Origin of the sequence: Pantoea sp., from assembly GCF_039594315.1 — a bacterium.
In the GTDB taxonomy this organism is placed as follows: Bacteria; Pseudomonadota; Gammaproteobacteria; order Enterobacterales; family Enterobacteriaceae; genus Pantoea.
This window is the reverse complement of the sequence record NZ_JBCNNP010000047.1, coordinates 1-21,373: the sequence shown is the minus strand read 5'-3', so window position 1 is coordinate 21,373 and position 21,373 is coordinate 1. Positions and strand designations below refer to the sequence as shown.

General features: G+C 56.1%; 20 protein-coding genes. 9 read left to right on the top strand and 11 right to left on the bottom strand.

What is annotated here, in order from left to right; genetic code table 11:
• Positions 1–34: 34 nt before the first annotated feature.
• The 3 genes from ABDW13_RS19230 to ABDW13_RS19220 all read left to right on the top strand — a co-directional run bounded on the left by ABDW13_RS19230 (position 35) and on the right by ABDW13_RS19220 (position 2,622).
• Positions 35–1,615, top strand: coding sequence for a methyl-accepting chemotaxis protein (locus tag ABDW13_RS19230; protein WP_343554150.1), 1,581 nt, complete (start codon positions 35–37; stop codon positions 1,613–1,615).
• Between the two features lie 235 nt (positions 1,616–1,850).
• The gene (locus ABDW13_RS19225) at positions 1,851–2,237 is read left to right on the top strand and encodes a polymorphic toxin type 44 domain-containing protein (protein WP_343554149.1); all 387 of its coding nucleotides are present in this window, start codon (positions 1,851–1,853) and stop codon (positions 2,235–2,237) included.
• Positions 2,215–2,622 carry a hypothetical protein gene (locus tag ABDW13_RS19220; protein WP_343554148.1) on the top strand — a complete coding sequence of 136 codons (408 nt, stop codon included), beginning with the start codon at positions 2,215–2,217 and terminating at the stop codon, positions 2,620–2,622. The genes ABDW13_RS19225 and ABDW13_RS19220 overlap by 23 nt, the downstream gene beginning before the upstream one ends.
• Before the next feature lie 61 nt (positions 2,623–2,683).
• Here the strand turns inward: ABDW13_RS19220 and urtE are convergent, their stop codons facing one another.
• From urtE to atzF, 8 genes are all read right to left on the bottom strand, one after another.
• A complete protein-coding gene (gene urtE, locus ABDW13_RS19215; protein ID WP_343554147.1) occupies positions 2,684–3,382 on the bottom strand; it encodes an urea ABC transporter ATP-binding subunit UrtE in 699 nt (232 codons plus the stop codon).
• Between the two features lies 1 nt (position 3,383).
• Positions 3,384–4,175, bottom strand: coding sequence for an urea ABC transporter ATP-binding protein UrtD (gene urtD, locus ABDW13_RS19210; RefSeq protein WP_343554146.1), 792 nt, complete (start codon positions 4,173–4,175; stop codon positions 3,384–3,386).
• Complete coding sequence (urtC, locus tag ABDW13_RS19205; protein WP_343554145.1) at positions 4,168–5,244, bottom strand: urea ABC transporter permease subunit UrtC; 1,077 nt, start codon at positions 5,242–5,244, stop codon at positions 4,168–4,170. The genes urtD and urtC overlap by 8 nt, the downstream gene beginning before the upstream one ends.
• Positions 5,244–6,809: an urea ABC transporter permease subunit UrtB gene (gene urtB, locus ABDW13_RS19200; protein ID WP_343554144.1), complete on the bottom strand. Its 1,566-nt coding sequence runs from the start codon at positions 6,807–6,809 to the stop codon at positions 5,244–5,246. Before urtB ends, urtC begins: the two co-directional genes overlap by 1 nt.
• Positions 6,810–6,990: 181 nt before the next feature.
• The gene (urtA, locus tag ABDW13_RS19195) at positions 6,991–8,259 is read right to left on the bottom strand and encodes an urea ABC transporter substrate-binding protein (RefSeq protein WP_097094999.1); all 1,269 of its coding nucleotides are present in this window, start codon (positions 8,257–8,259) and stop codon (positions 6,991–6,993) included.
• 28 nt (positions 8,260–8,287) lie between these two features.
• Complete coding sequence (locus ABDW13_RS19190) at positions 8,288–8,986, bottom strand: GntR family transcriptional regulator (protein ID WP_343554143.1); 699 nt, start codon at positions 8,984–8,986, stop codon at positions 8,288–8,290.
• A gap of 9 nt (positions 8,987–8,995) precedes the next feature.
• A complete protein-coding gene (gene uca, locus ABDW13_RS19185; protein WP_343554142.1) occupies positions 8,996–12,613 on the bottom strand; it encodes an urea carboxylase in 3,618 nt (1,205 codons plus the stop codon).
• A 2-nt stretch (positions 12,614–12,615) separates the two neighbouring features.
• The gene (gene atzF, locus ABDW13_RS19180; protein ID WP_343554141.1) at positions 12,616–14,412 is read right to left on the bottom strand and encodes an allophanate hydrolase; all 1,797 of its coding nucleotides are present in this window, start codon (positions 14,410–14,412) and stop codon (positions 12,616–12,618) included.
• Positions 14,413–14,694: 282 nt separating this feature from the next.
• Here atzF and ABDW13_RS19175 point away from each other — a divergent pair, with 282 nt between their 5' ends.
• From ABDW13_RS19175 to trpR, 4 genes are all read left to right on the top strand, one after another.
• Entirely contained in the window at positions 14,695–15,012 is a 318-nt protein-coding gene (locus tag ABDW13_RS19175; RefSeq protein WP_343554140.1) for a type II toxin-antitoxin system RelE/ParE family toxin, read from the top strand.
• Between the two features lie 3 nt (positions 15,013–15,015).
• On the top strand, positions 15,016–15,324 hold the full coding sequence (locus ABDW13_RS19170) for an addiction module antidote protein (RefSeq protein ID WP_343554139.1): 309 nt from the start codon (positions 15,016–15,018) through the stop codon (positions 15,322–15,324).
• 193 nt (positions 15,325–15,517) lie between these two features.
• Positions 15,518–17,437, top strand: a complete 1,920-nt coding sequence (sltY, locus tag ABDW13_RS19165; RefSeq protein WP_343554138.1) for a murein transglycosylase — start codon at positions 15,518–15,520, stop codon at positions 17,435–17,437.
• 44 nt (positions 17,438–17,481) lie between these two features.
• The gene (gene trpR / locus ABDW13_RS19160; protein ID WP_343554137.1) at positions 17,482–17,802 is read left to right on the top strand and encodes a trp operon repressor; all 321 of its coding nucleotides are present in this window, start codon (positions 17,482–17,484) and stop codon (positions 17,800–17,802) included.
• On the opposite strand, the gene yjjX is transcribed toward trpR, so the two are convergent.
• Positions 17,803–18,321 (bottom strand): inosine/xanthosine triphosphatase, encoded by a 519-nt coding sequence (gene yjjX, locus ABDW13_RS19155; RefSeq protein WP_343554136.1) that lies wholly within the window; start codon positions 18,319–18,321, stop codon positions 17,803–17,805.
• A 51-nt stretch (positions 18,322–18,372) separates the two neighbouring features.
• On the opposite strand from yjjX, the gene gpmB reads away from it, so the two are divergent.
• Positions 18,373–19,020, top strand: coding sequence for a 2,3-diphosphoglycerate-dependent phosphoglycerate mutase GpmB (gene gpmB / locus ABDW13_RS19150; protein WP_061718168.1), 648 nt, complete (start codon positions 18,373–18,375; stop codon positions 19,018–19,020).
• A gap of 40 nt (positions 19,021–19,060) precedes the next feature.
• Here gpmB and robA read toward each other — a convergent pair whose 3' ends face one another.
• Positions 19,061–19,942 carry an MDR efflux pump AcrAB transcriptional activator RobA gene (gene robA / locus ABDW13_RS19145; protein ID WP_343554135.1) on the bottom strand — a complete coding sequence of 294 codons (882 nt, stop codon included), beginning with the start codon at positions 19,940–19,942 and terminating at the stop codon, positions 19,061–19,063.
• A 193-nt stretch (positions 19,943–20,135) separates the two neighbouring features.
• Between robA and creA the strand changes: the two genes are divergently transcribed.
• Positions 20,136–20,609, top strand: a complete 474-nt coding sequence (gene creA / locus ABDW13_RS19140; protein ID WP_343554134.1) for a protein CreA — start codon at positions 20,136–20,138, stop codon at positions 20,607–20,609.
• Between the two features lie 45 nt (positions 20,610–20,654).
• On the opposite strand, the gene arcA is transcribed toward creA, so the two are convergent.
• Positions 20,655–21,371, bottom strand: a complete 717-nt coding sequence (gene arcA, locus ABDW13_RS19135; RefSeq protein ID WP_343554133.1) for a two-component system response regulator ArcA — start codon at positions 21,369–21,371, stop codon at positions 20,655–20,657.
• Positions 21,372–21,373: the final 2 nt, after the last annotated feature.

Here is a 21,373-nt window from a genome sequence, read left to right as displayed (position 1 = left end):
TGGTTTTTATCTCTCTCCACCAGGGTTACGTTCTATGAAGCTCAACCATTTTAAAATTGGCCAGCGGCTTGGATTTCTCGCCACGCTATTACTGTTCACCACGCTGCTGATGGGGCTGCACGGATTGCAAGTCAACCTGCAAGCACTCGACAACAACCAGCAGGTGATGGCACGTGAAGTGCTGATTGCCGAAAGCATCGATACCGCGCGCAGTGCGCAGGTGCAGTTCAAAATTCAGGTGCAGGAGTGGAAAAACACCTTGCTGCGTGGCACCCAAGGGCAGGATACCTTTAACAAATACAAAAACGCCTTCCTCAAAGAGAGCCAGCAAACGCAGGCGCTGCTGACCAAACTCAGCCAGATTCAAACCGCGTTAGGTTTACCAACCGCGCCGGTTGAGCAGGCGCGCGCGGTGCATGCGGGGCTGGAGAGCAAATATCTGGCGGCGCTGGATAACTATGCGATCAGCGATATCAACAGCGCCTCGAAGGTGGATCGTTTGGTAACGGGGATCGATCGCGCGCCGACTCAGCAGATCGATGATCTGGTCAGCGCCACCTTGCAACGTGCGCAGCAGATGCATCAGGAAATCGCAGCGCATAACCTCGCGCATTACCAAAAAACGAAGTTGTTGCTGCTGGTGGCGATGGGCTGCATTTTGCTGGTAGGCGTGTGCATCACTGCCTGGCTGGTGCAGAGCATTACGCGTCCATTGAAGCAGGCGATTAATGTGGCGAAAACTGTGGCGGCTGGCGATTTGCGCACCCAGATTCAGGTGGTGGGACGCGATGAAACCGCGCAACTGATGGCGGCGCTACGCGACATGAACCACAACCTGACGCGCATCGTTACCGGCGTGCGTTCGGGTACTGAGGCGATTGCCGATACCACCGATCAAGTAGCGCACGGCAGCCGCGAGTTGTCGGCGCGTAACGAAGCACAGGCCAGCGCGCTGGAAGAAACAGCGGCATCGATGGAGCAGCTAACCTCGGTGGTGAAAAACAACGCCGAGAATGCGCGCCATGCCAGCGACATCGCACGTGATACGCGTCAACGAGCGGGCGACGGTGGCGAAGTGGTGGAAAAAGTGGTGGTGGCGATGGGCGAAATTCACCAGTTCTCGCGCGAGATCAACGAGATCGTCACGGTGATCGATGGTATCGCCTTCCAGACCAATATCCTGGCGCTTAATGCGGCGGTTGAAGCGGCGCGAGCAGGCAATGATGGTCGCGGCTTTGCCGTGGTAGCCTCGGAAGTGCGCGCGCTGGCACAACGTTCCGCTGCGGCGGCACGCGACATTCGCGGCCTCACCGATCGTTCCGTCACCTTGATCGCACAAGGCAACTCGCTGGTGAAAGGCGCGGGATCGTCGATGCAGGAAATTGTCGAAAGCGTCAAGCAGCTGTGCGAGTTGATGGAGAACATCTCGGCGGCCAGTGCTGAACAGAGCGTCGGCATTGAGCAGGTGAATCTGGCGGTGACGCACATGGATGCCGCCACCCAGCAAAACGCCACCTTGTCGCAGCAGTCCGCGCAATCAGCACGTGCGCTGAATCAGCAGGTGGGTTCGCTGGTGGATAATATCAGCGTGTTCCAGTTAGATACCGCGCGGTAAACCTCAGGTGTGCAAAAATACGCAACCTACGTAAATCCTATCGGGTCGCCATTTATGGTGACCTGATTTCAGTTGCGCCAAAAGGCGTATTTGAAATTAATTACTGAAACGCTTTAAGCATTCGATTAATTATCATTATAAGTCAGAGATAAATTCCAGTGATTAAGATCAAAAAGTAAAGTCAGAGAAAATGCATGATGGTTAACCACTCTTGTACTCATTCTCAGGAATAAAAATGGCATCTGTACCGGTTGGTCCTGGAGCAATAATTATTCAGAATAATATGCGTGAAGCCAGACGTAAGGGAACACCGGGAAATTTGGCAACACCTGCAACTTATTACTGGTTTTACCAAAAAGTACGCAATCGCGGCCCTTGGGATTACAAACAATTTGATTATAATTGGGCGGCTTTTGGAAACTTCAATTTTGGCGCTGCAGGCAGGGCTGCTGGCATACCTGATGATATACTGCTGATGGGGGCAGGATTTGCACAAGCGATCTCCGGAACTTCAAAGTCTTATTGGGGGAAATGGTATGATGTGCCACCCTATGGAGACGACCCGACAGATCAGCGTAATATTCGCGAAGGGATTGAATATGCTAAACAGCAAGGTTATTAAAATACTTCACTGTGTTATTACTCTCTTCCTACTCATTATTGTTATTTTTTTAATTATTAAGCCTGAGGATTTTCGTGATAAGAGTGTCTTAAAACGTAGCCAGAAAATCAATTCATCGAATTGGCTTTATATGACGGAATATAGTGCTGGTGGTGCGACTGTTCCTATCATTTATCGGTATTATCTGACTAGTGAAGTTTCTGGTAATGATAAACAAATTGTCGAAAAGCTAAATACGCTGGAGCCTCTTATTGAAGGTGCTGGCAGTGTGCGTTCATTGAATATCTCTGACAATGGCAAGGTGACGTTTAGTTGGAGTGGAAAAGTATTCTCCGTGAGCAGTAAAATTAGCAAAGCCGATTTTGAAATCCAAAGCGGCTTATAATCACGATATTCATCGCGCAGTTTGAATATTTGCACGGGCGGTTATTAAGCCGCCCGTCTCTTTAAATCGCCACCAATCCCCTTACGCCGTCGGCTTCCATGGCCTCGCCGCGTCCGCGTTGCACGATCTCGCCGCGTGACATCACCAGATAGCTGTCGGCCAGTTCGGCGGCGAAATCGTAGAACTGCTCGACCAACAGGATCGCCATATCACCGCGCTGCGCCAGCTGGCGAATCACTGCGCCGATCTCTTTGATCACCGATGGCTGGATCCCTTCGGTTGGTTCATCGAGGATCAACAACTGCGGTTTGCAGGCGAGGGCGCGACCAATCGCCAATTGCTGCTGCTGTCCACCCGACAAATCGCCGCCGCGTCGCGCCTTCATCTCGCGCAGCACCGGAAACAGCTGATAAATCTCCTCCGGCACGGCTTTGCTCTGCGCGCCAGAAAAGCGTGCCAAACCCATTAGCAAGTTCTCTTCCACCGTTAAACGCGGAAAGATTTCGCGCCCCTGCGGCACATAAGCGATTCCGGCCTGCACGCGCTGGTGCGGCTTGCGGCTGTTGATCACTTTATCCTGCCAGCGGATCTCGCCGGATTTGGCCGGGATCAGCCCCATCAAACATTTCAGCAGCGTGGTTTTGCCCACGCCGTTACGGCCGAGCAAACAGGTGATTTCACCCGGTTTGGCTTCAAACGACAGCCCACGCAGAATGTGGCTGCCACCGTAATATTGATTCAGTTCCGCGACTTGCAGCATGTTAGCGCCCCAGATAAACGTCGATAACGCGATCGTCCGCCTGCACTTCGCGTAACGATCCCTCCGCCAGAACCTGGCCTTGATGCAGCACGGTGACGTGATCGGCTATGGTTTCGACAAAGCCCATGTCGTGCTCAACCACCATCAGCGAATGCTTGCCCGCCAGGCTGCGGAACAGCTCGGCGGTGTATTCAGTTTCAGCATCGGTCATGCCCGCCGCGGGTTCGTCCAGCAGCAGCAGATGCGGGTCTTGCACCAGCAGCATGCCGATTTCCAGAAACTGCTTTTGGCCGTGCGACAGCAAACCGGCTTTGCGCTGACGCTCGCCGCCTAAGCGCAGTAATTTCAATACCTCATCGATGCGATCTTGCTGCTCGCCATTCAAGCGCGCGCGCAAGCTGGCCCACACCGATTTGTCATTTTTCAGCGCAATTTCCAGATTCTCAAACACCGTCAACGCTTCGAACACCGTGGGTTTTTGGAACTTGCGGCCAATCCCGGCGCGAGCGATCTCCACCGGCGACATTTTGCTGAGATCGGTATCCTGGTCGTAGATCACCTGACCATTATCCGGCCGGGTTTTGCCGGTGATCACATCCATCAACGTAGTTTTTCCTGCGCCGTTCGGGCCGATCACGCAGCGCAGTTCGCCAACGCCGATCTTCAGTGACAGATCGGTCAGCGCGCGAAAGCCGTCAAACGACACGTTGATCTTCTCAAGCTGCAACACCGGATCGCTCTGATCACGATGGCGATCCGCCGGATGAGGTTGGGTAAACAATTGTTCAGTCATCACGCCTCCGGCGCAGCAGGCCAATCACGCCACGCGGCAGGAACAGCGTGACCAGGATGAACATCAGGCCAAGGAAGAACAGCCAATATTCCGGAAATGCCACGGTGAACCAGCTCTTCGCGCCGTTGACAATCGCGGCACCAAGCAGCGGGCCAATCAAGGTGCCGCGTCCGCCTAACGCCACCCAAATCGCTGCTTCAATCGAGTCGGTGGGCGACATTTCGCTGGGATTGATGATGCCGACTTGCGGCACATACAGCGCGCCGGCTAACCCACACAGCACCGCCGATAGCGTCCAGACAAACAGCTTGAAACCTTTGGGATCATAACCGACGAACATCAGGCGGTTTTCCGCATCGCGTACCGCAGTTAACACGCGGCCAAACTTGCTGCGTGCCAGCGCGAAGCCAATGCCGAGGCTCAGCAGCAACAGCAGCACAGTGGCAACAAACAGCCCGATGCGCGTGCCGGTGGCGGTGACGTTAAAGCCGAGCAAGGTGGTGAAGCCGGTAAAGCCGTTATTGCCGCCAAAGCCGGTTTCGTTGCGGAAAAACAGCAGCATGCCCGCGTAGGTCAGCGCTTGCGTCATGATCGAAAAATACACGCCTTTGATTTTGGAGCGGAAGGCGAAAAAGCCGAACACCAACGCCAGCAAACCTGGCACCAGCATGATCAGGCACAGCGCCCAGGCAAAATGCTGGGTTCCGGCCCAAAACCACGGCAGCTCATTCCATGACAGAAACGACATAAACGCCGGTAAGCCGTCGCCGGATGCTTGACGCATCAAGTACATGCCCATCGCATAACCACCGAGCGCGAAGAACAAACCGTGGCCGAGCGACAGCAATCCGGCGTAACCCCACACCAGATCCAGCGCCACCGCGACGATGGCGTAACAGAGAATTTTGCCGACCAGCGTCAGCGTGTAAGTGGAGATCGCCAGCGGATGCGTGGCGGGCAACAGGGCGCAAAACGGCAGCACCAGCAGCAGCGCGGTGATCACCACACCTAAGCTCAGAGTGAGGCGCGGCGCTTTGCGCGCGGCGGTTAAGGTCAGTGGCTGGCTCATCAGTCAATCACCCTCCCTTTGAAGGCGAACAGGCCTTGTGGACGTTTCTGGATAAATAGCACGATCAGCACGAGGATCAGAATTTTGCCAAGCACCGCGCCAATTTGTGGCTCCAGCACTTTGTTGAGAATGCCGAGACCAAACGCGGCGACCACCGTGCCCGCCAGTTGGCCGACGCCGCCCAGCACCACCACAAGGAATGAATCGATGATGTAGCCCTGACCGAGCTCTGGCCCAACGTTGCCGAGTTGCGACAGCGCCACGCCGCCGAGTCCGGCGATGCCAGATCCGAGGCCAAACGCCAGCATATCAATGCGTCCGGTTGGCACGCCGCAGCAATCCGCCATCGCGCGGTTTTGCGTTACCGCGCGCACGCTGAGGCCGAGACGGGTTTTATTCAGCAGCAGCCAGGTGAGGCCCAGTACCGCGAATACAAACAGGATCACCGCGATGCGATTGTACGGCAGCACCAGATTGGGCAGCACCTGCATCCCGCCGGAGAGCCAGCTTGGGTTGGCGACTTCGAGGTTTTGCGCGCCAAACAGCATGCGCACCAGTTGGATCAGCATCAGGCTGATGCCCCAGGTCGCCAGCAGGGTTTCCAGCGGACGGCCATACAAATGGCGGATGATGGTGCGCTCCAGCAACATGCCCATGCAGGCGGTGACCAGAAATGCCACCGGCAGCGCCAGCAGCGGATACCACGCCAGCCACTGCGGGGCGAACTGCTGGAACAGGCTCTGCACGAACCAGGTTGCGTAAGCGCCGAGCATCAACATTTCGCCGTGCGCCATGTTGATCACGCCGAGCAAGCCGTAAGTGATGGCGAGACCGAGCGCCGCCAGCAGCAGGATCGAACCGAGCGACAAACCGGTAAATGCTTGCCCCAGCAGATCGCCCCACATCAGGCGCTGCTTAATCTGTTTCAGGCTGGCGGCAGCGGCGGCGCGCACGTTGGCATCGGGTTCATTGCTGGCTTGGGTGAGGCGATTGAGGCTGGCCTGCATATTCGGATCGCTGGATTCGCCGAGCAGTTGCACCGCTTTCAGGCGCAGCGCGGCATCCGGGCTGGCGAGTTGCAGGTTAGCGGCGGCCATCGCCAGCACCGCGTGCACCTGCGTGTCTTTTTCCACCGCCAGGCGCTGTTCGATTAGCGGCAGCAAATCGGCCACGCCGTCATTTTGCAGTTGCTGTGCGGCGCGCAGGCGGATTGCCGCATCGTCACTTACTAATTGGTGAGCGGCGAGGGCGCTGGCGATCAACACGCGCAGGCGATTATTCATGAATACTTTTTTGGTTTCACCGCTCGGCTGTTGGGCGCTGTCGAGCGGTAGGAATTTGTCGTCTTGTTTGCTAAACGGCTGTTTGTTTTGGTCGATGACCACGCTTTCGTCGCGCAATGCTTGCAGCAGCGGCAAGCGACTGGCCTGCGGCGCGGCAGCCCATTGTTGTAGAAAGGTGGCTTGTTGCGTGCGGTTGGCGGCCGCGAAGTCTGCGCCATCGCCCGCCTGGGCGAGCCAGGGCAGCAGTAACAGCAGACAGCAGAGATAACGGCGGATTGTCATGGTTCTGGCCCTGTTGATTATTTTGGGATGGTGCGCGCTGGCCCTCACCCTAACCCTCTCCCGCAAGCGGGAGAGGGGACTGATCGAGCAAATACGGTATTCCGAACCTACATTTGGCACTTCTCCTTCCCCCACTTGTGGGGGAAGGCCGGGATGGGGGACAGCGAGCACCCTCCCAACATTACTGCGTTGATTTCACAGGATGATCCGGCTTCTTATCGTTACCGGCGATGTACGGGCTCCACGGCTGCGCGCGTACTGGCTGCTCGGTCTGCCACACCACGTTGAACTGGCCGTTTTCTTCCACTTCGCCAATCATCACTGGCTTATGCAGATGGTGGTTGGTTTTATCCATGGTCAGCGTGAAACCGTCCGGCGCTTTGAAGGTTTGTCCGGCCATCGCCGCACGCACTTTATCCACGTCGGTGGTGCCGGCTTTCTCGACCGCCTGCGCCCACATATGCAAGCCCACATAGGTCGCTTCCATCGGATCGTTGGTCACCACGGTGTTGGCGTTCGGCAGGTTGTGCGCCTTGGCGTACGCACGGTAATCGGCGACAAACTTGGCGTTAGTTGGGTTATCCACCGACTCAAAGTAGTTCCACGCTGCCAACTGTCCGACCAACGGTTTGGTATCAATACCGCGCAGTTCTTCCTCGCCGACCGAGAAGGCGATCACTGGAATATCGGTGGCTTTGATGCCCTGGTTAGCCAGCTCTTTGTAGAACGGTACGTTGGAGTCGCCGTTGATGGTGGAGATCACCGCGGTTTTGCCACCGGCAGAGAACTTCTTAATGTTAGAAACGATGGTCTGGTAATCGCTGTAACCAAACGGCGTATACACTTCTTCGATGTCTTTATCCTGCACGCCTTTGCTGTGCAGGAAGGCGCGCAGAATCTTGTTGGTGGTACGCGGATAGACGTAATCGGTACCCAGCAGGAAGAAGCGTTTGGCGCTGCCGCCATCTTCGCTCATCAAGTATTCCACCGCCGGAATGGCCTGTTGGTTGGGCGCGGCGCCGGTGTAGAACACATTTGGCGACATCTCTTCGCCTTCATATTGCACCGGATAGAACAGCAGACCGTTCAGTTCCTCAAACACCGGCAGCACCGATTTACGCGATACCGACGTCCAGCAGCCAAATACTGCCGCGACTTTATCTTGCGTCAGCAGTTGGCGCGCTTTCTCGGCGAACAGCGGCCAGTTAGAGGCCGGATCGACCACCACCGGTTCGAGCTTTTTGCCCAGCACGCCGCCCTTGGCGTTGATCTCATCGATGGTCATCAGCGCCACATCCTTCAATGGCGTTTCCGAGATCGCCATGGTGCCGGAGAGCGAGGACATAATGCCGACCTTAATGGTGTCAGCAGCCTGGGCCGCAAAGGCAAAGCCCATGCTGGCCACCGAGGCAGAGAGCGCGAAAGCCTTGAGCAATGAACGTCTTTTCATCAGTAAACCTCTAACTATGTTTGTGTTGTTATTCAATAGGTTGAAGTCGGGCCTGCTGTAACATATGCAATGTGATCTTTCTGACCTCTGCCTTACTCACGGCAATGTGGTCGGTTAAAATGTGCTGCGCCTCCTCGGTTTGTTGCTGGAAAATCGCCCGTAGAATCTGGGCGTGCTCGCGGTACGTCGCCTCCATCCGGTCGTCACGGGTGAAATCGAGACGGCGAATGATGCGAATTTTTTCGGTTAACTCGGCGTGAATCCGTGCCATCTCCTGATTGCCCGCGGCGGCTACCAGCGCCATGTGAAAGGCTTCGTCCTGCGCGGATACCGCTTTGCCGTCGTCCAACGGCGCGGCATCGATCCAGAAGCTTTTCAGCGCGGTTAAGGTTTCTGCACATTGCGCAGTGGGCTGCGCGCACAGACGCCGCACCGCTTCGCACTCCAGCACGGTGCGGAAGTCGTACAACTCTTCGAAATATTCGAAGTCGAACGGCTTCACCTGCCAGCCGCTGCGGAACCACACTTCGACGTAGCCCTCACGCTCCAGCCAAAACAGCGCCTGACGTACCGGCGTACGGCTGACCTCTAGCCGATCGGCGATTTCGTTTTCGCTGAAACGGTCGCCCGGCATCAGGCGGAACTCAAAAATGTCCTGCTTGAGCGCCTGATAAACCTTTTCGGCCAGCGCTTCTGGACGACCTTTGCTGCGAGGACTGGTGTTCATAGCGACTCCTTATTCCAGCCACAGCAGGGCATCGCCCGGACTCACCGGACGTCCTGCCTGGCAGGCAATGCGTTTCACCGTGCCGCTCTGCGGCGCGACAATCGCCAGTTCCATTTTCATCGCTTCAACGATGATCAGCGTTTGACCGGCTTCCACCGTATCGCCCGGCTGCACCAACACTTTCCAGATGTTGCCGTTCATATCGGCGCACACTGCCAGCGCATCGTCGTCGGCCTCAACCACGTCGAGCGTTTCCTCGCTGGTCAGCGGGGCGTTCTGCTCTTCCTGCGCCCACAGCGTTACTTCTTGCTCGAAGGCGGCGGATTGGCGTTGGCGGAAATCGCTGATCGAATCGGCGTTTTCGGCGAGGAATTGGTGATGCGCGGCGAAGTCGAATACCGTTTCTTCGATGCGCACGCGAGCGCGGCCTTCGCGGAAGTCATCGCGCAGTTGCGTCAGCTCATCTTCGGTGACCGGATAGAAGCGCACCTGATCGAAGAAGTGCAGCAGCCATGGTTCGTCGGCAGCGAATTGATCGTTCTTCAGGAACTTGTTCCAGATCGGCAGCGTACGGCCGACCAACTGATAGCCGCCCGGCGAATCCATGCCGTAGATGCACATGTACATGCCGCCAATGCCGACGGTGCCTTCAGCGGTAAAGGTACGCGCCGGGCTGTATTTCGAACTGAGCAAGCGATGGCGCGGATCGATTGGCACTGCGCACGGCGCGCCGAGATAGACATCGCCGAGACCGAGAATCAGATAGCTGGCATCAAAAATGGTGTCGCGCACCGCTTCGCGGCTTTCTAAGCCGTTAATGCGCTGGATGAAATCGACGTTGTTTGGCAGCCACGGCGCAGTGGCGCGCACCGTTTCCTGGTAACGCTCAACCGCGCCGAGCGTGGCGCTGTCTTCGAAGGCCATTGGCATCCAGACAATGCGTGATGGCACTTTTAATTGGCTGACATCGCCGAGTCCGGCTTCGATTTCCAGCAGCAGGTTCATCAACTGTTTTTGGCTGAGAATCAGGCTGTCATAGCGCACCTGCAATGAACGTACGCCCGGCGATAACTCTTCCACGCCCGGCACTGCGCGTTCGCGCAGCGCATTCATCAGCAGATGCACGCGCAGACGTAGCGCCAGATCCAGCACGTTGTCGCCATATTCAATCAGCACATATTTGTCGCCGGCCTGGCGATATACCGCCGCTGGCGTGGTAGCGCTGGCTGGTAACGCCGCTAACAAGGTGGCGGAACCGATGTCGCTGGCGGCTAGTGATGGCACCTCAAAGGCTGCCGCATGGGTGCTGCGCAGGCTTTCCACGCTGTGCGCTTGGGCTTTTTCCAGCGCAACCGCTTCTTCGGCACTGATTGGATGGAAACGGATTTTATCGCCCGGTTTTACCTGACCAACTTTCCACAGTTCCGCTTTGGCGATGGTCACCGGGCAGACGAAGCCGCCGAGGCTTGGGCCGTCATGCGTCAGGATCACCGGGAAGTCGCCGGTGAAGTTCACCGCGCCAATCGCGTATTCGCAGTCGTGCACGTTAGAAGGATGCAAGCCCGCTTCGCCGCCGTTGGCGCGTGTCCAGGTGGGTTTTGGACCGACCAAACGCACGCCGAGGCGGTTGGAGTTGTAATGCACTTGCCAGTCGCTAGCGAAGAACTCGTCAATCGCCGCCTGGGTGAAGAAGTCCGGTGCGCCATGCGGCCCGTACAGCACGCCGATGCGCCATTCGTTGCCGTAATGCGGCACCAAGGCGTAATCAAGCGCCTGCGGCTCGCTGACCGGTGCTGGCGTAGTGCAGGCCGCCAGTTGCGGCTGGGAAATCGGTAGCATGTCAGCCACACGCAAGGTGCGTCCGGCGTGGCCGCCAAACTGACCGAGCGAGAAGGTGGCGCGGCTGCCGAGATATTCCGGCACATCGAAACCGTTGCGCACCGCTAAATAGGTGCGGCAACCGCTTTGCGCACGGCCAAGCGTCAGGGTTTGGCCCGCTTTGACGTTGATCGGCTGCCAATATTCGATGCTTTCACCATCAACATCAGCCGGGCAGTCTGCACCAGTTAGCGCGATCACCGCATCGCTGTGGAAGCGCAACGTTGGACCTTGCAGGGTGAATTCCAGACCGGCAGCGCTGTCGTGGTTACCAACGATGCGATTCGCCAGACGGAAGGCGAAATCGTCCATCGGGCCGGATGGCGGCACGCCGATGTCCCAGTAGCCAAGGCGGCCGGGGAAATCCTGAATGCTGCTGAACGTGCCGGGTTGCAGCACTTCAATCACGCTGGCGGACGGCGTAAAGCTGTCGAGGAAGCGCGTCCATACTTTGCCGCTGTGGAAGGCGTCGGTAGCGACGATCTGACGCAGATAGTCGAGGTTGGTGGCGATGCCGTGCAATTGGGTGGCGCCTAACGCTTGCTGCATTTTTTCCAGCGCCGCTTCACGCGTATCAGCATGCACAATCAGTTTGGCGACCATCGGATCGTAATACGCCGACACTTCGGTGCCGGTATCAATCCAGCCATCGACGCGCACATCGTCCGGGAAACTGACGCCGGTTAATACGCCGGGACTTGGCTGGAAGTTTTTCAGCGGATCTTCGGCGTAAATACGCACTTCAATCGAGGCACCTTGCGGCGCTTGTTGCAGACGCGGCCAGTCAATCGCATCGCCCGCCGCCACTTTCAGCATGCACTCGACCAAATCGAGGCCAGTAACGCATTCGGTCACCGGATGTTCCACCTGCAAGCGGGTGTTGACTTCGAGGAAGTAAAACGCATCTTGCTCGGCATCGTAGATGTATTCCACGGTGCCGGCGCTGCGATAGTTGACCAGTTCGCCGAGACGTACCGCAGAAGAGAGCAAGGCTTCACGCGTGGCTTGCGGCAGATTCGGTGCCGGGGTTTCTTCCACCACTTTCTGGTTACGGCGCTGCAACGAGCAATCGCGTTCGCCAAGGGCGATCACTTTGCCGCTGCCGTCGCCAAAAATCTGCACTTCAACGTGACGGGCGCGATCGATGCAGCGCTCCAGAAACACGCCCGCATCGCTGAAGAACTGCTCGCCGAGACGACGCACGCTCTCCCATGCATTGCTGAGCGCATCGGCATCGGCGCAACGCGTCAGGCCAATGCCGCCGCCGCCCGCGGTGCTTTTCAGCATCACCGGATAACCGATGTTGTCGGCGGCACTTAAGGCTTCTTCCAGTGAACTCAACAGCGGCGTGCCTGGTGTCATCGGCACGCCAGCGCTGGCGGCTAATTCACGCGCGCGGTGTTTCAGGCCAAACTCGCCAATCTGCTGCGCGGTTGGACCGACAAAGGCAATACCGGCTTTTTCACAGGCATCGGCAAACGGCAGGCTTTCCGACAGAAAGCCGTAACCTGGCCAAATCGCTTCGGCGCCGGTTTCCTGTGCGGCGGCGAGGATTTTATCGATGCGCAAGTAGCTGTCGCTGGCCTTGTCGCCGCCGAGCGCAATCGCCACATCGGCTTCTTTGACGTGACGCGCGTTGCGATCAGCATCGGAATAGACGGCAACGCTTTTCACGCCTAGTCGTTTCAGGGTGCGGATGGCGCGGCAGGCAATTTCGCCACGGTTAGCAATCAGAACGGTGCTGAACATGGTTATTTACTCCCCAGAGAGGCCAGCCAGTTGCGCCAGCCGCCAAATTCGGTAATTTCCAGCGCCTGCGCGAGCACCGCCGGTTCACAGATAAAGCCCTTTACTACGCGTCCATCGGCCAGCGTCAGGGAACCAATGCCGAGCGGTGCCGGGATTTCCGCCACGAATTCGCCAAAGCGCGCCAGCGGGATATCCCACAACTCCACGGTGATCGCCGCACCGCTTTCGCCACGCAGCAGACCCGGCTTTTTGATCGGGCCATCGAGCAGGGCGAACAGGCGGTAATGGCTGGCGGTTAGCGTCTCTTCCACCAGTACCGCCTGGCGTGTGGTGAGCTGGAAGTTGAGCGGCATGCCGGTGAGATGCGCGCCGACCACTGCGACGCGTACATGATCCGGTGAAATCGGCAGCGCCTCCGCTTTTGTAGGAGCGGCTTTGCCGGTCGCGCCGAGCGGCAGCGCCATCTGTTGCTGCCAGCGCAGGCCAAAACCGGCCAATGCGCGATCTTGCCAGGCCGGCGCGATCAGCGTGATGCCAGCAGGCAAACCGTCTGCGCGGAACGGCGCTGGCAGTGCCAATGCGCTGAGATCGGCGAGGTTGGTGAAGTTGGTGTAAGTGCCGAATTGCGAGTTGTAGTGCACCGGCTCCTGCTGCATTTCGGCCAGCGTGTGAATGGTCGGCGAAGTCGGCACTACCAGCGCATCAAACTGCGCCAGCGTTTGCTGAATCTGGCGTGTCAGTTCGGCGCGTAGATATTCCGCCTGATAGGCTTCTACTGCGGTGTATTTCAGGCCGCTGCTAACAATGCCGTACACCACCGGATCCATCTCTTCTGGGCGATTAATCATCTCGCCCACCGCCACGGTGCGCTCGGCAACCCACGGCCCGTAATAGAGTTGTTCAGCTAATTGGTGGAACACACTGAAATCAATCGGATGCAGCGTCGCGCCGCCCGCTTGCAGTTGTTCCAGCGCCGCCAGCCACGCGCCTTCTGCTTGCTTATCGCCAAAGAATTCTGGCGTTGCTGGAATGGCGAAATCGGGTTGTGCTTTGAAACTGGCGGGTGCGCTGTGCGGATTGCTGCGTGAATAGGCATCGCCTGCATCGTATCCACCGGCGGCAGTCGCGACCGCGAAAGCATCTTCTACCGTTAATGCGAATACCGAAATGGTGTCATTGAGACGGCAAGCCGGAACCACGCCGCTGGCAGAGAACCAACCTTTGGTCGGTTTCAGGCCCACAATGTTGTTGAAACCGGCAGGTACGCGGCCCGATCCGGCGGTATCTGTACCCAGCGAGAAGCCCACCAGGCCGCGCGCTAATACCGACGCTGAACCGGAGCTCGATCCGCCGCTAACATAGTCTGGATTGAAGGTGTTGCACACCGCACCAAACGGTGAGCGTGTGCCGACTAAACCGGTGGCGTATTGATCGAGGTTGGTTTTGCCAATCACTACTGCACCAGCGGCTTTCAATTGCGCGACTACAAAGGCATCGGCCTCGGCGGTATAAGTGAAGGCCGGGCAAGCGGCGCTGGTCGGCCAACCGGCCACATCAATGTTGTCTTTGACGGCAAACGGCACGCCGAACAGCGGCAACGCAGCCGGATTACGCAGATAACTCGCCAATAACGGTTCGATTTGTGCCTGCAACTGCGCGGGCGTGGCGAGATACAGCCAGGCGTTATCCTGCGCGTCGATTGCGTCAAGATGTGCCGCCAACAGTGAGGTGATTTGCTGTGGATCTTGCTGGTAGCTGCGTTGCCAATCCTGCAGCGTGAAGCCAAAGGTCGATGCCATGAGTGAATTCCAACTGGTATACAAGATGGAATTCAACAGAGCAAGGCGCGTGCCATTTTTGTAAGTAGTTGAATATAATTAATTATTTGATATGTAATAAGTTTTTCTGATGATAAATTGCACAATCGCGGCGCAAAGAGTGTTCAATGGCGGTGCGCAGGACGCCATATTGGAATGTGCCTCTCAGATACAACAGGAATACGGCGCCGAAACTTTCCTGTCTGTAGCTTAAAAGATAAAGTTTGTGGCTACATTGTAACCTTTAAGCTACTATGACTAAAAATGAGAACGTTAAAGACCTACATAGGCGTAGATGGGCGGGATCTTTACGCTGAGTTTTTCAAAAAATTACGTGACCCAATTGCGAAAGCGAAAATTGCTTCCCGGGTTAACCGACTGGCTTGTGAAAATTTTGGCGACCATAAGCCGTGCCGCAGCGGCGTGTGGGAACTTCGCATCGATCAGGGCGCTGGTTACCGTGTTTACTACAGCCTGATCGCGGGAGAAGTGGTGTTGCTGCTGCTTGCGGGCGACAAACGTACTCAGGATGCCGATATAAATCAGGCTGTTGCTTGCCTTAACGATTATTTAAAGAGGTGATGTATGGCGAAAGCACGTTTGTATGATGATGTCATGGTGGAGGCGCTCAGAGAAGATCCGGCTTTTGCGCAGGCTTATCTGCATCAGGCATTCCTTGATATCGACGAAGATGGCGGTCAGGAAGCCTTTCTCCTCGCGCTGCGACATATTGTTGAAGCGCGCGGCGGCATGGCGCTCGTGGCGCAAAAAGCCGGTGTGTCGCGTGAATCACTGTATCGCACGCTTTCTCCGACCGGGAATCCAACCCTGAAAACACTACGCAGCGTGGTTCACGCCACGGGTTTTCAGTTCTCCACATTAGTGAGTGCCTAATAAAATTGTTATATAGCACAATTTATTCTCCACTTATCGCGTCGATTCTCTTCCTGGAAAGAACATTTCTGTCTCGCGGAAAATCTCGTGCGCCAGCGTAAATTTTGTGAAGAACATGGCAAGAGGCGGTTGGCCTGGTTAGCATGAAGGAAGTCTGGCATGAGCTGGACCGTAGCAGTGAGAGGAGAGCAGAGTGGAGAAGTGGCGTAACTGGATGATAGGGATTTGTCTTGTCAGCACGGCCGGCAGCGCGTGGGCTGACTCATTGGATCAACAGCGACAGCGCTATGCGCAAATCAAGCAAGCCTGGGATAACAAACAGATGGACCAGGTGACGCAACTGATGCCAACGTTGCAGGATTATCCGCTCTACCCGTATTTGCAATATCGCTTGCTGGCGCAGGATCTCGATCAAGAGACGCCGCTGGCGGTGAAAAACTTTATTCAACAGTATCCGACGCTGCCCCCGGCGCGTTCGCTGTCGACGCGCTTTGTCAATGTGCTGGCGAATCGTCAGGATTGGCCCGGCGTGCTGAGCTTTAGCCCGGAAGAACCTAAACCGGTGCAGGCGCGCTGTAACTGGTATTACGCCAAATGGTCCACCGGCCAGCAGCAAGCGGCGTTCGAAGGGGCGAAAGAGATTTGGCTGCGCGGCACCGCATTACCGAATGACTGCGACAAGCTGTTTTCAGTATGGCAAGCCAGCGGGCAACTTTCGCCAATCACCATTCTTGAGCGCATTCGTCTGGCGATGAAAGCCGGTAACGACAGTTTGGTCAACTATCTGGCGAAAATGCTGCCAGCGGATTATCAAACCACCGCCAGCGCCTTGATTGCCTTGCAGCAGAATCCGCAAACCGTCACCACCTTTGCCAGCACCATGGGGCCAACCGATTTTACCCGCATGGCAACCAGCTACGCCTTTGCCCGCGTGGCGCGTGAAGATATGGACAACGCGCGCATGATGATTCCGCAGTTGGTGCAGGCGCAGAAAATGAGCCAAGCCGAAGAGCAGGATCTAAAAGAAACCGTGGTGTGGCGCATGATGGGCGCAGATCTCACCAGCGAGCAGGCGCGCTGGCGTGATGCGGTGGTGATGAACAGCGAATCCACCGCGCTGGTGGAACGTCGCGTGCGTTTGGCGCTGAGCCAGAACGATCGTCGTGGTCTCAATACCTGGATCGCGCGTTTGCCGGTTGAAGCCAAAGAGAAAGATGAGTGGCAATACTGGCAGGCGGATTTGCTGATTTCGCAGGGCCGCAAAGACGAAGCCAATGAGATTCTGCGCAAGCTGATGCAGGCGCGCGGCTTCTATCCGATGGTGGCGGCGCAACGTCTTGGTGTGGAATATCCGTTGCAGGTCGATCAAGCGCCTTCTGCCGATAACAGCGTGGTGCAGGGCGCGGAAATGGCACGCGTGCGTGAGCTGATGTATTGGGGATTGGATAACCTGGCGCGCAGCGAGTGGGCCAATCTGATCTCCAGCAAAACCCGTTCACAGCAGCAGATGCTGGCGCGTTATGCCAACGAGCAGGATTGGTGGGATCTCAGCGTGCAGGCCACCATCACCGCCAAAATGTGGGATAGCCTGAAAGAGCGCTTCCCGCTGGCGTGGAAAAATCTGTACCAGCAATACACCAGCGACAAAGGCATTCCGCAGAGCTATGCGATGGCGATTTCCCGCCAGGAAAGTGCGTGGAATCCCAAAGCGCGTTCACCGGTGGGTGCCAGCGGATTGATGCAGGTGATGCCGGGCACCGCCACGCATACCGTGAAAATGTATAACATCCCCGGTTATGTGAACAGCGCGCAGTTGCTTGATCCGCAGACCAATATCCAGATCGGCACGCAATATCTGGAGTATGTCTATCAGCAGTTTGGTCAGAACCGTATTTTCTCGTCGGCGGCCTACAATGCCGGTCCGGGACGGGTACGAAGCTGGCTCAACAACAGCGGCGGTAAGCTGGATGCGGTGGCGTTTATTGAGACCATTCCGTTCTCAGAAACGCGTGGCTACGTGAAGAACGTATTAGCTTACGATGCCTACTATCGCTACTTCATGGGCAAGCCGGACAAGATTCTCGCCGACAGTGAGTGGAATCGCCAGTATTGACTGTGCTATGCTTCCGTACTCGCTAATGAGTACGGAAGCCCTTCATGAGCCAACCCCTTTCTTCCCAGCCACAATCGGCTCAGCCTGTTGAAGATAACTGGCTGCGTTTTATCGAATTGATGCAAAACGCGTTTGCCGATGGTGTGGCGCTGCCGTTGCTACAGCTGATGATGACGCCCGATGAGCGCGAATCTTATGGCACGCGCTTGCGTATTATCGAAGAGTTGATGAACGGTGAAATGAGTCAGCGCGAATTGAAGAATGAGTTAGGCGTTGGCATCGCCACCATTACGCGTGGCTCGAACAGTCTTAAGGAAGCGCCACCAGAGCTGAAACGCTGGCTGGAAGCGCAACTCGGACGCTAATTATTGTTGATATAACGAATGCGTGAACGGGCACAGCGCCAGAATCAATGCCTGATGATAGACGCTGGAGCGGCTCAATAAGCCGTGCGTGAACGCACCAATCGCGCCACCTTTCTGTTTGATATTCTCCACGCCGGTTAAGCGTGCCATTTCATCACCCAATTCACGTCCTTCTGCCAGACCCGCCAGCACAACCGGCGGCAGCGTAAAGCTGGCAGAACGCGATTCACCGCGCTGCTGCGCGTTTTCCACCACCATCCAGGCAAAGGCGCAATCGCCTTCAATGCCGGCTTCAATCGCCACCCAATAATCGGCTTGTGGACGTTCCTGACGCGCATTTGCTACGCGTTGGCGTGCGCCAGTTCGCGTTTCAACATCACTAAGTGGCTGGGCTGCGACGCCGCTCTCGACCTCGACCCCTTCAATGTGGCAGGATCCTTCGCCGAAAACGTCGTTGAACGCCTGAGCAATCGCGCGAATTTTTGCCGGGTTGATGGTGGCTGCGACAACATGGTACATAATTGTTTGAACCCTCAAGGCAAATTTGTCGCAGTATAACGGAAATTAAGCATGCTACAGGTCTATCTTGTTCGACACGGCGAAACGGTATGGAATGCGGCTCGACGCATTCAAGGGCAGTCGGACAGCCCGTTAACGGAAAAAGGTGAGCAGCAGGCTCATCAAGTGGGCGAACGCGTGAAATCGCTGGGTATTACCCACGTGATTGCCAGCGATTTAGGACGTACTCGCCGCACGGCAGAAATCATCGCCGATGCTTGTGGCTGCACTGTGACGCTCGATGCGCGATTGCGCGAGCTGAATATGGGCTGCCTGGAACAGCGTCCGCTGGATGGTTTGACCGAAGAAGAGGAAAACTGGCGTAAAACGCTGGTGGATGGCACCACCGCCGGACGTATTCCAGGCGGTGAATCCATGGCGGAGATGGCGGCGCGCATGCATGAAGCGTTGAATGCGCTGCTTGAATTGCCCGCCGGAAGCCGTCCGCTGATCGTCAGCCACGGTATGGCACTGGGCGTGTTGGTAAGCACCATTCTTGGATTGCCAGCACATGCGGAGCGCCGTTTGCGTCTGCGCAACTGCTCGATTTCACGCGTCGATCATCAACAAAGCGCGTGGTTGGCGGCGGGTTGGGTGGTTGAGACCGCAGGCGATGTGTCGCATCTGGATGCGCCTGCGTTAGACGAACTTCAGCGTTAAGCCAAAACAAAAATGCCGTCGTAGCGACGGCATTTTGTTATTAACGGTTCGCTTGTGGGCGAATCGGAATCAGGTATTCGCAACGGATTTCCGCTGGCGGCTCGCTGCGTTTCTTACCACCGTGGGTGAAGAAACGTTCGATATCCTGACCCTGGCGGCGCACCAATCCCAGTGTCGGCATGCAGGTGCCGTACAGCAACAGAATAAATTCACCTAACGCGCTGCGGGCACCGTTATAGGTGAACTGCACGTAATCTCCGGCTTCCAGCACCACACTCTGATTCGACTGCATGCTTTTCGCCAGCTGATCGGCAGGCACCGCAGTGGTGTAAAGAATCTCTTGCTCATCATCCTTTTCATGGCTGGCGCGTACCTGATGCAAGCCGTACAGCACCGGCGGCACCGTGTCGGTTTCCAGCAGGAACTGCTTCCAGAAGTGGATGCGCATTTCATCGCGATAGCTGGAAATCTGTTCCAGCGTGCAGGAATAACTCTGCGTTTGGCCGACCAACACCGTTTCAGGCAGCGTGACAAACTGTGCTTCTGGAATGCTGTTGTCATCGAGGCGAATCGGCGGGCGAATGCCGTAAGAATTCCACTCTGACGAACGACGATACCAGGCAGGCGTTTGGTTGAACTGCTTTTTAAATGCGCGGGTGAAGGTCTGTTGTGAATCGAAGCGATATTGTAAAGCGATGTCGAGGATGGGGCGGCTGGTCAAGCGCAAAGCCACCGCGGCTTTCGACAGCCGACGCGCGCGAATGTACGCACCAATCGCGTGGCTGGTTACTTCCTTGAACATTCGCTGCAGATGCCATTTGGAATAGCCTGCTTTCTGCGCAACGTTATCTAATGAAAGCGGTTGGTCCAGATGGCTCTCCAGCCAGACAAGCAAATCGCGAATGATACCGGCTTGGTCCATAAAACATCCTCATAACTCTCTGGTGGCGCAACTATGAAGTCGTCGAATAATAGCACGAAATGCACAAAAGCGTGGGGGCGGTTTATTTATCGAATGTGCTAAGTCAATGCGGGTTGGAGCCCGTTAGGTTTGGTTCTTGGTTCGATTGACAGTACATTACATTCTCATCTATTCGATTGGCAATGGTAACTCAATGACAATAGCTCGTATTCTTATAGTCACGCTGGCAACTTATGTGTTTAGCGTGGGCGTTCAGGCCGAGGAAATCGGCTCTGTTGACACCGTTTTCAAGATGTTTGGCCCCGATCATAAGATCGTGGTGGAAGCCTTCGATGACCCCGACGTAAAAAATGTAACCTGTTATATCAGCCGGGCTAAAACCGGCGGGATTAAAGGCGGATTGGGTTTGGCGGAAGACACTTCCGACGCAGCCATTTCGTGCCAACAGGTTGGGCCGGTAGAGCTTAGCGATAAAATCGCACAAGGCAAGGCGCAAGGTGAAGTGGTGTTCCGCAAACGCACATCGCTGGTGTTCAAGAAATTGCAGGTGGTGCGCTTCTTTGACCAAAAACGTCATGCGCTGGTCTATCTGAGCTACTCAGATAAGGTGGTTGATGGTTCGCCGAAGAATGCGTTAAGTGCGGTGCCGATTATGCCGTGGCATTGATGCAGGCATAAAAAAACGCCCTCGCGGGCGTTTTTTCTTGCAATCTTAGTCCTGCAATTCGCCGCAGAAACGGTAACCTTCGCCGTGAATGGTGGCGATGATTTCTGGCGTATCTGGCGTGGATTCGAAGTGCTTACGGATACGGCGGATGGTAACATCCACGGTGCGGTCATGCGGCTTCAGCTCGCGGCCGGTCATCTTCTTCAGCAAATCGCCACGTGTTTGAATTTTGCCTGGGTTTTCGCAGAAGTGCAGCATGGCGCGGAATTCACTGCGCGGCAGTTTGTACTGATCACCGTTCGGGCTGATTAATGAACGGCTATTGATATCCAATTCCCAGCCGTTGAAGCGATAGCTTTCAACCGAACGACGCTCTTCGCTTGGCATCGCCAAATTCATGGTGCGCGACAGCAAGTTACGTGCACGAATGGTTAATTCACGTGGGTTGAAAGGTTTGGTGATGTAATCATCGGCGCCGATTTCCAGACCGAGGATTTTATCTACTTCATTATCACGACCCGTCAGGAACATCAGCGCAACGTTTGCTTGTTCACGCAATTCGCGCGCCAGCAGCAAACCGTTTTTACCTGGCAGGTTAATATCCATAATCACCAGATTGACGTCGTTTTCCGTCAATACCTGATGCATCTCGGCGCCGTCGGTGGCTTCATAGACCACGTAACCTTCTGCCTCAAAGATACTTTTGAGGGTGTTACGCGTGACCAGTTCGTCTTCAACGATAAGAATGTGCGGGGTCTGCATGT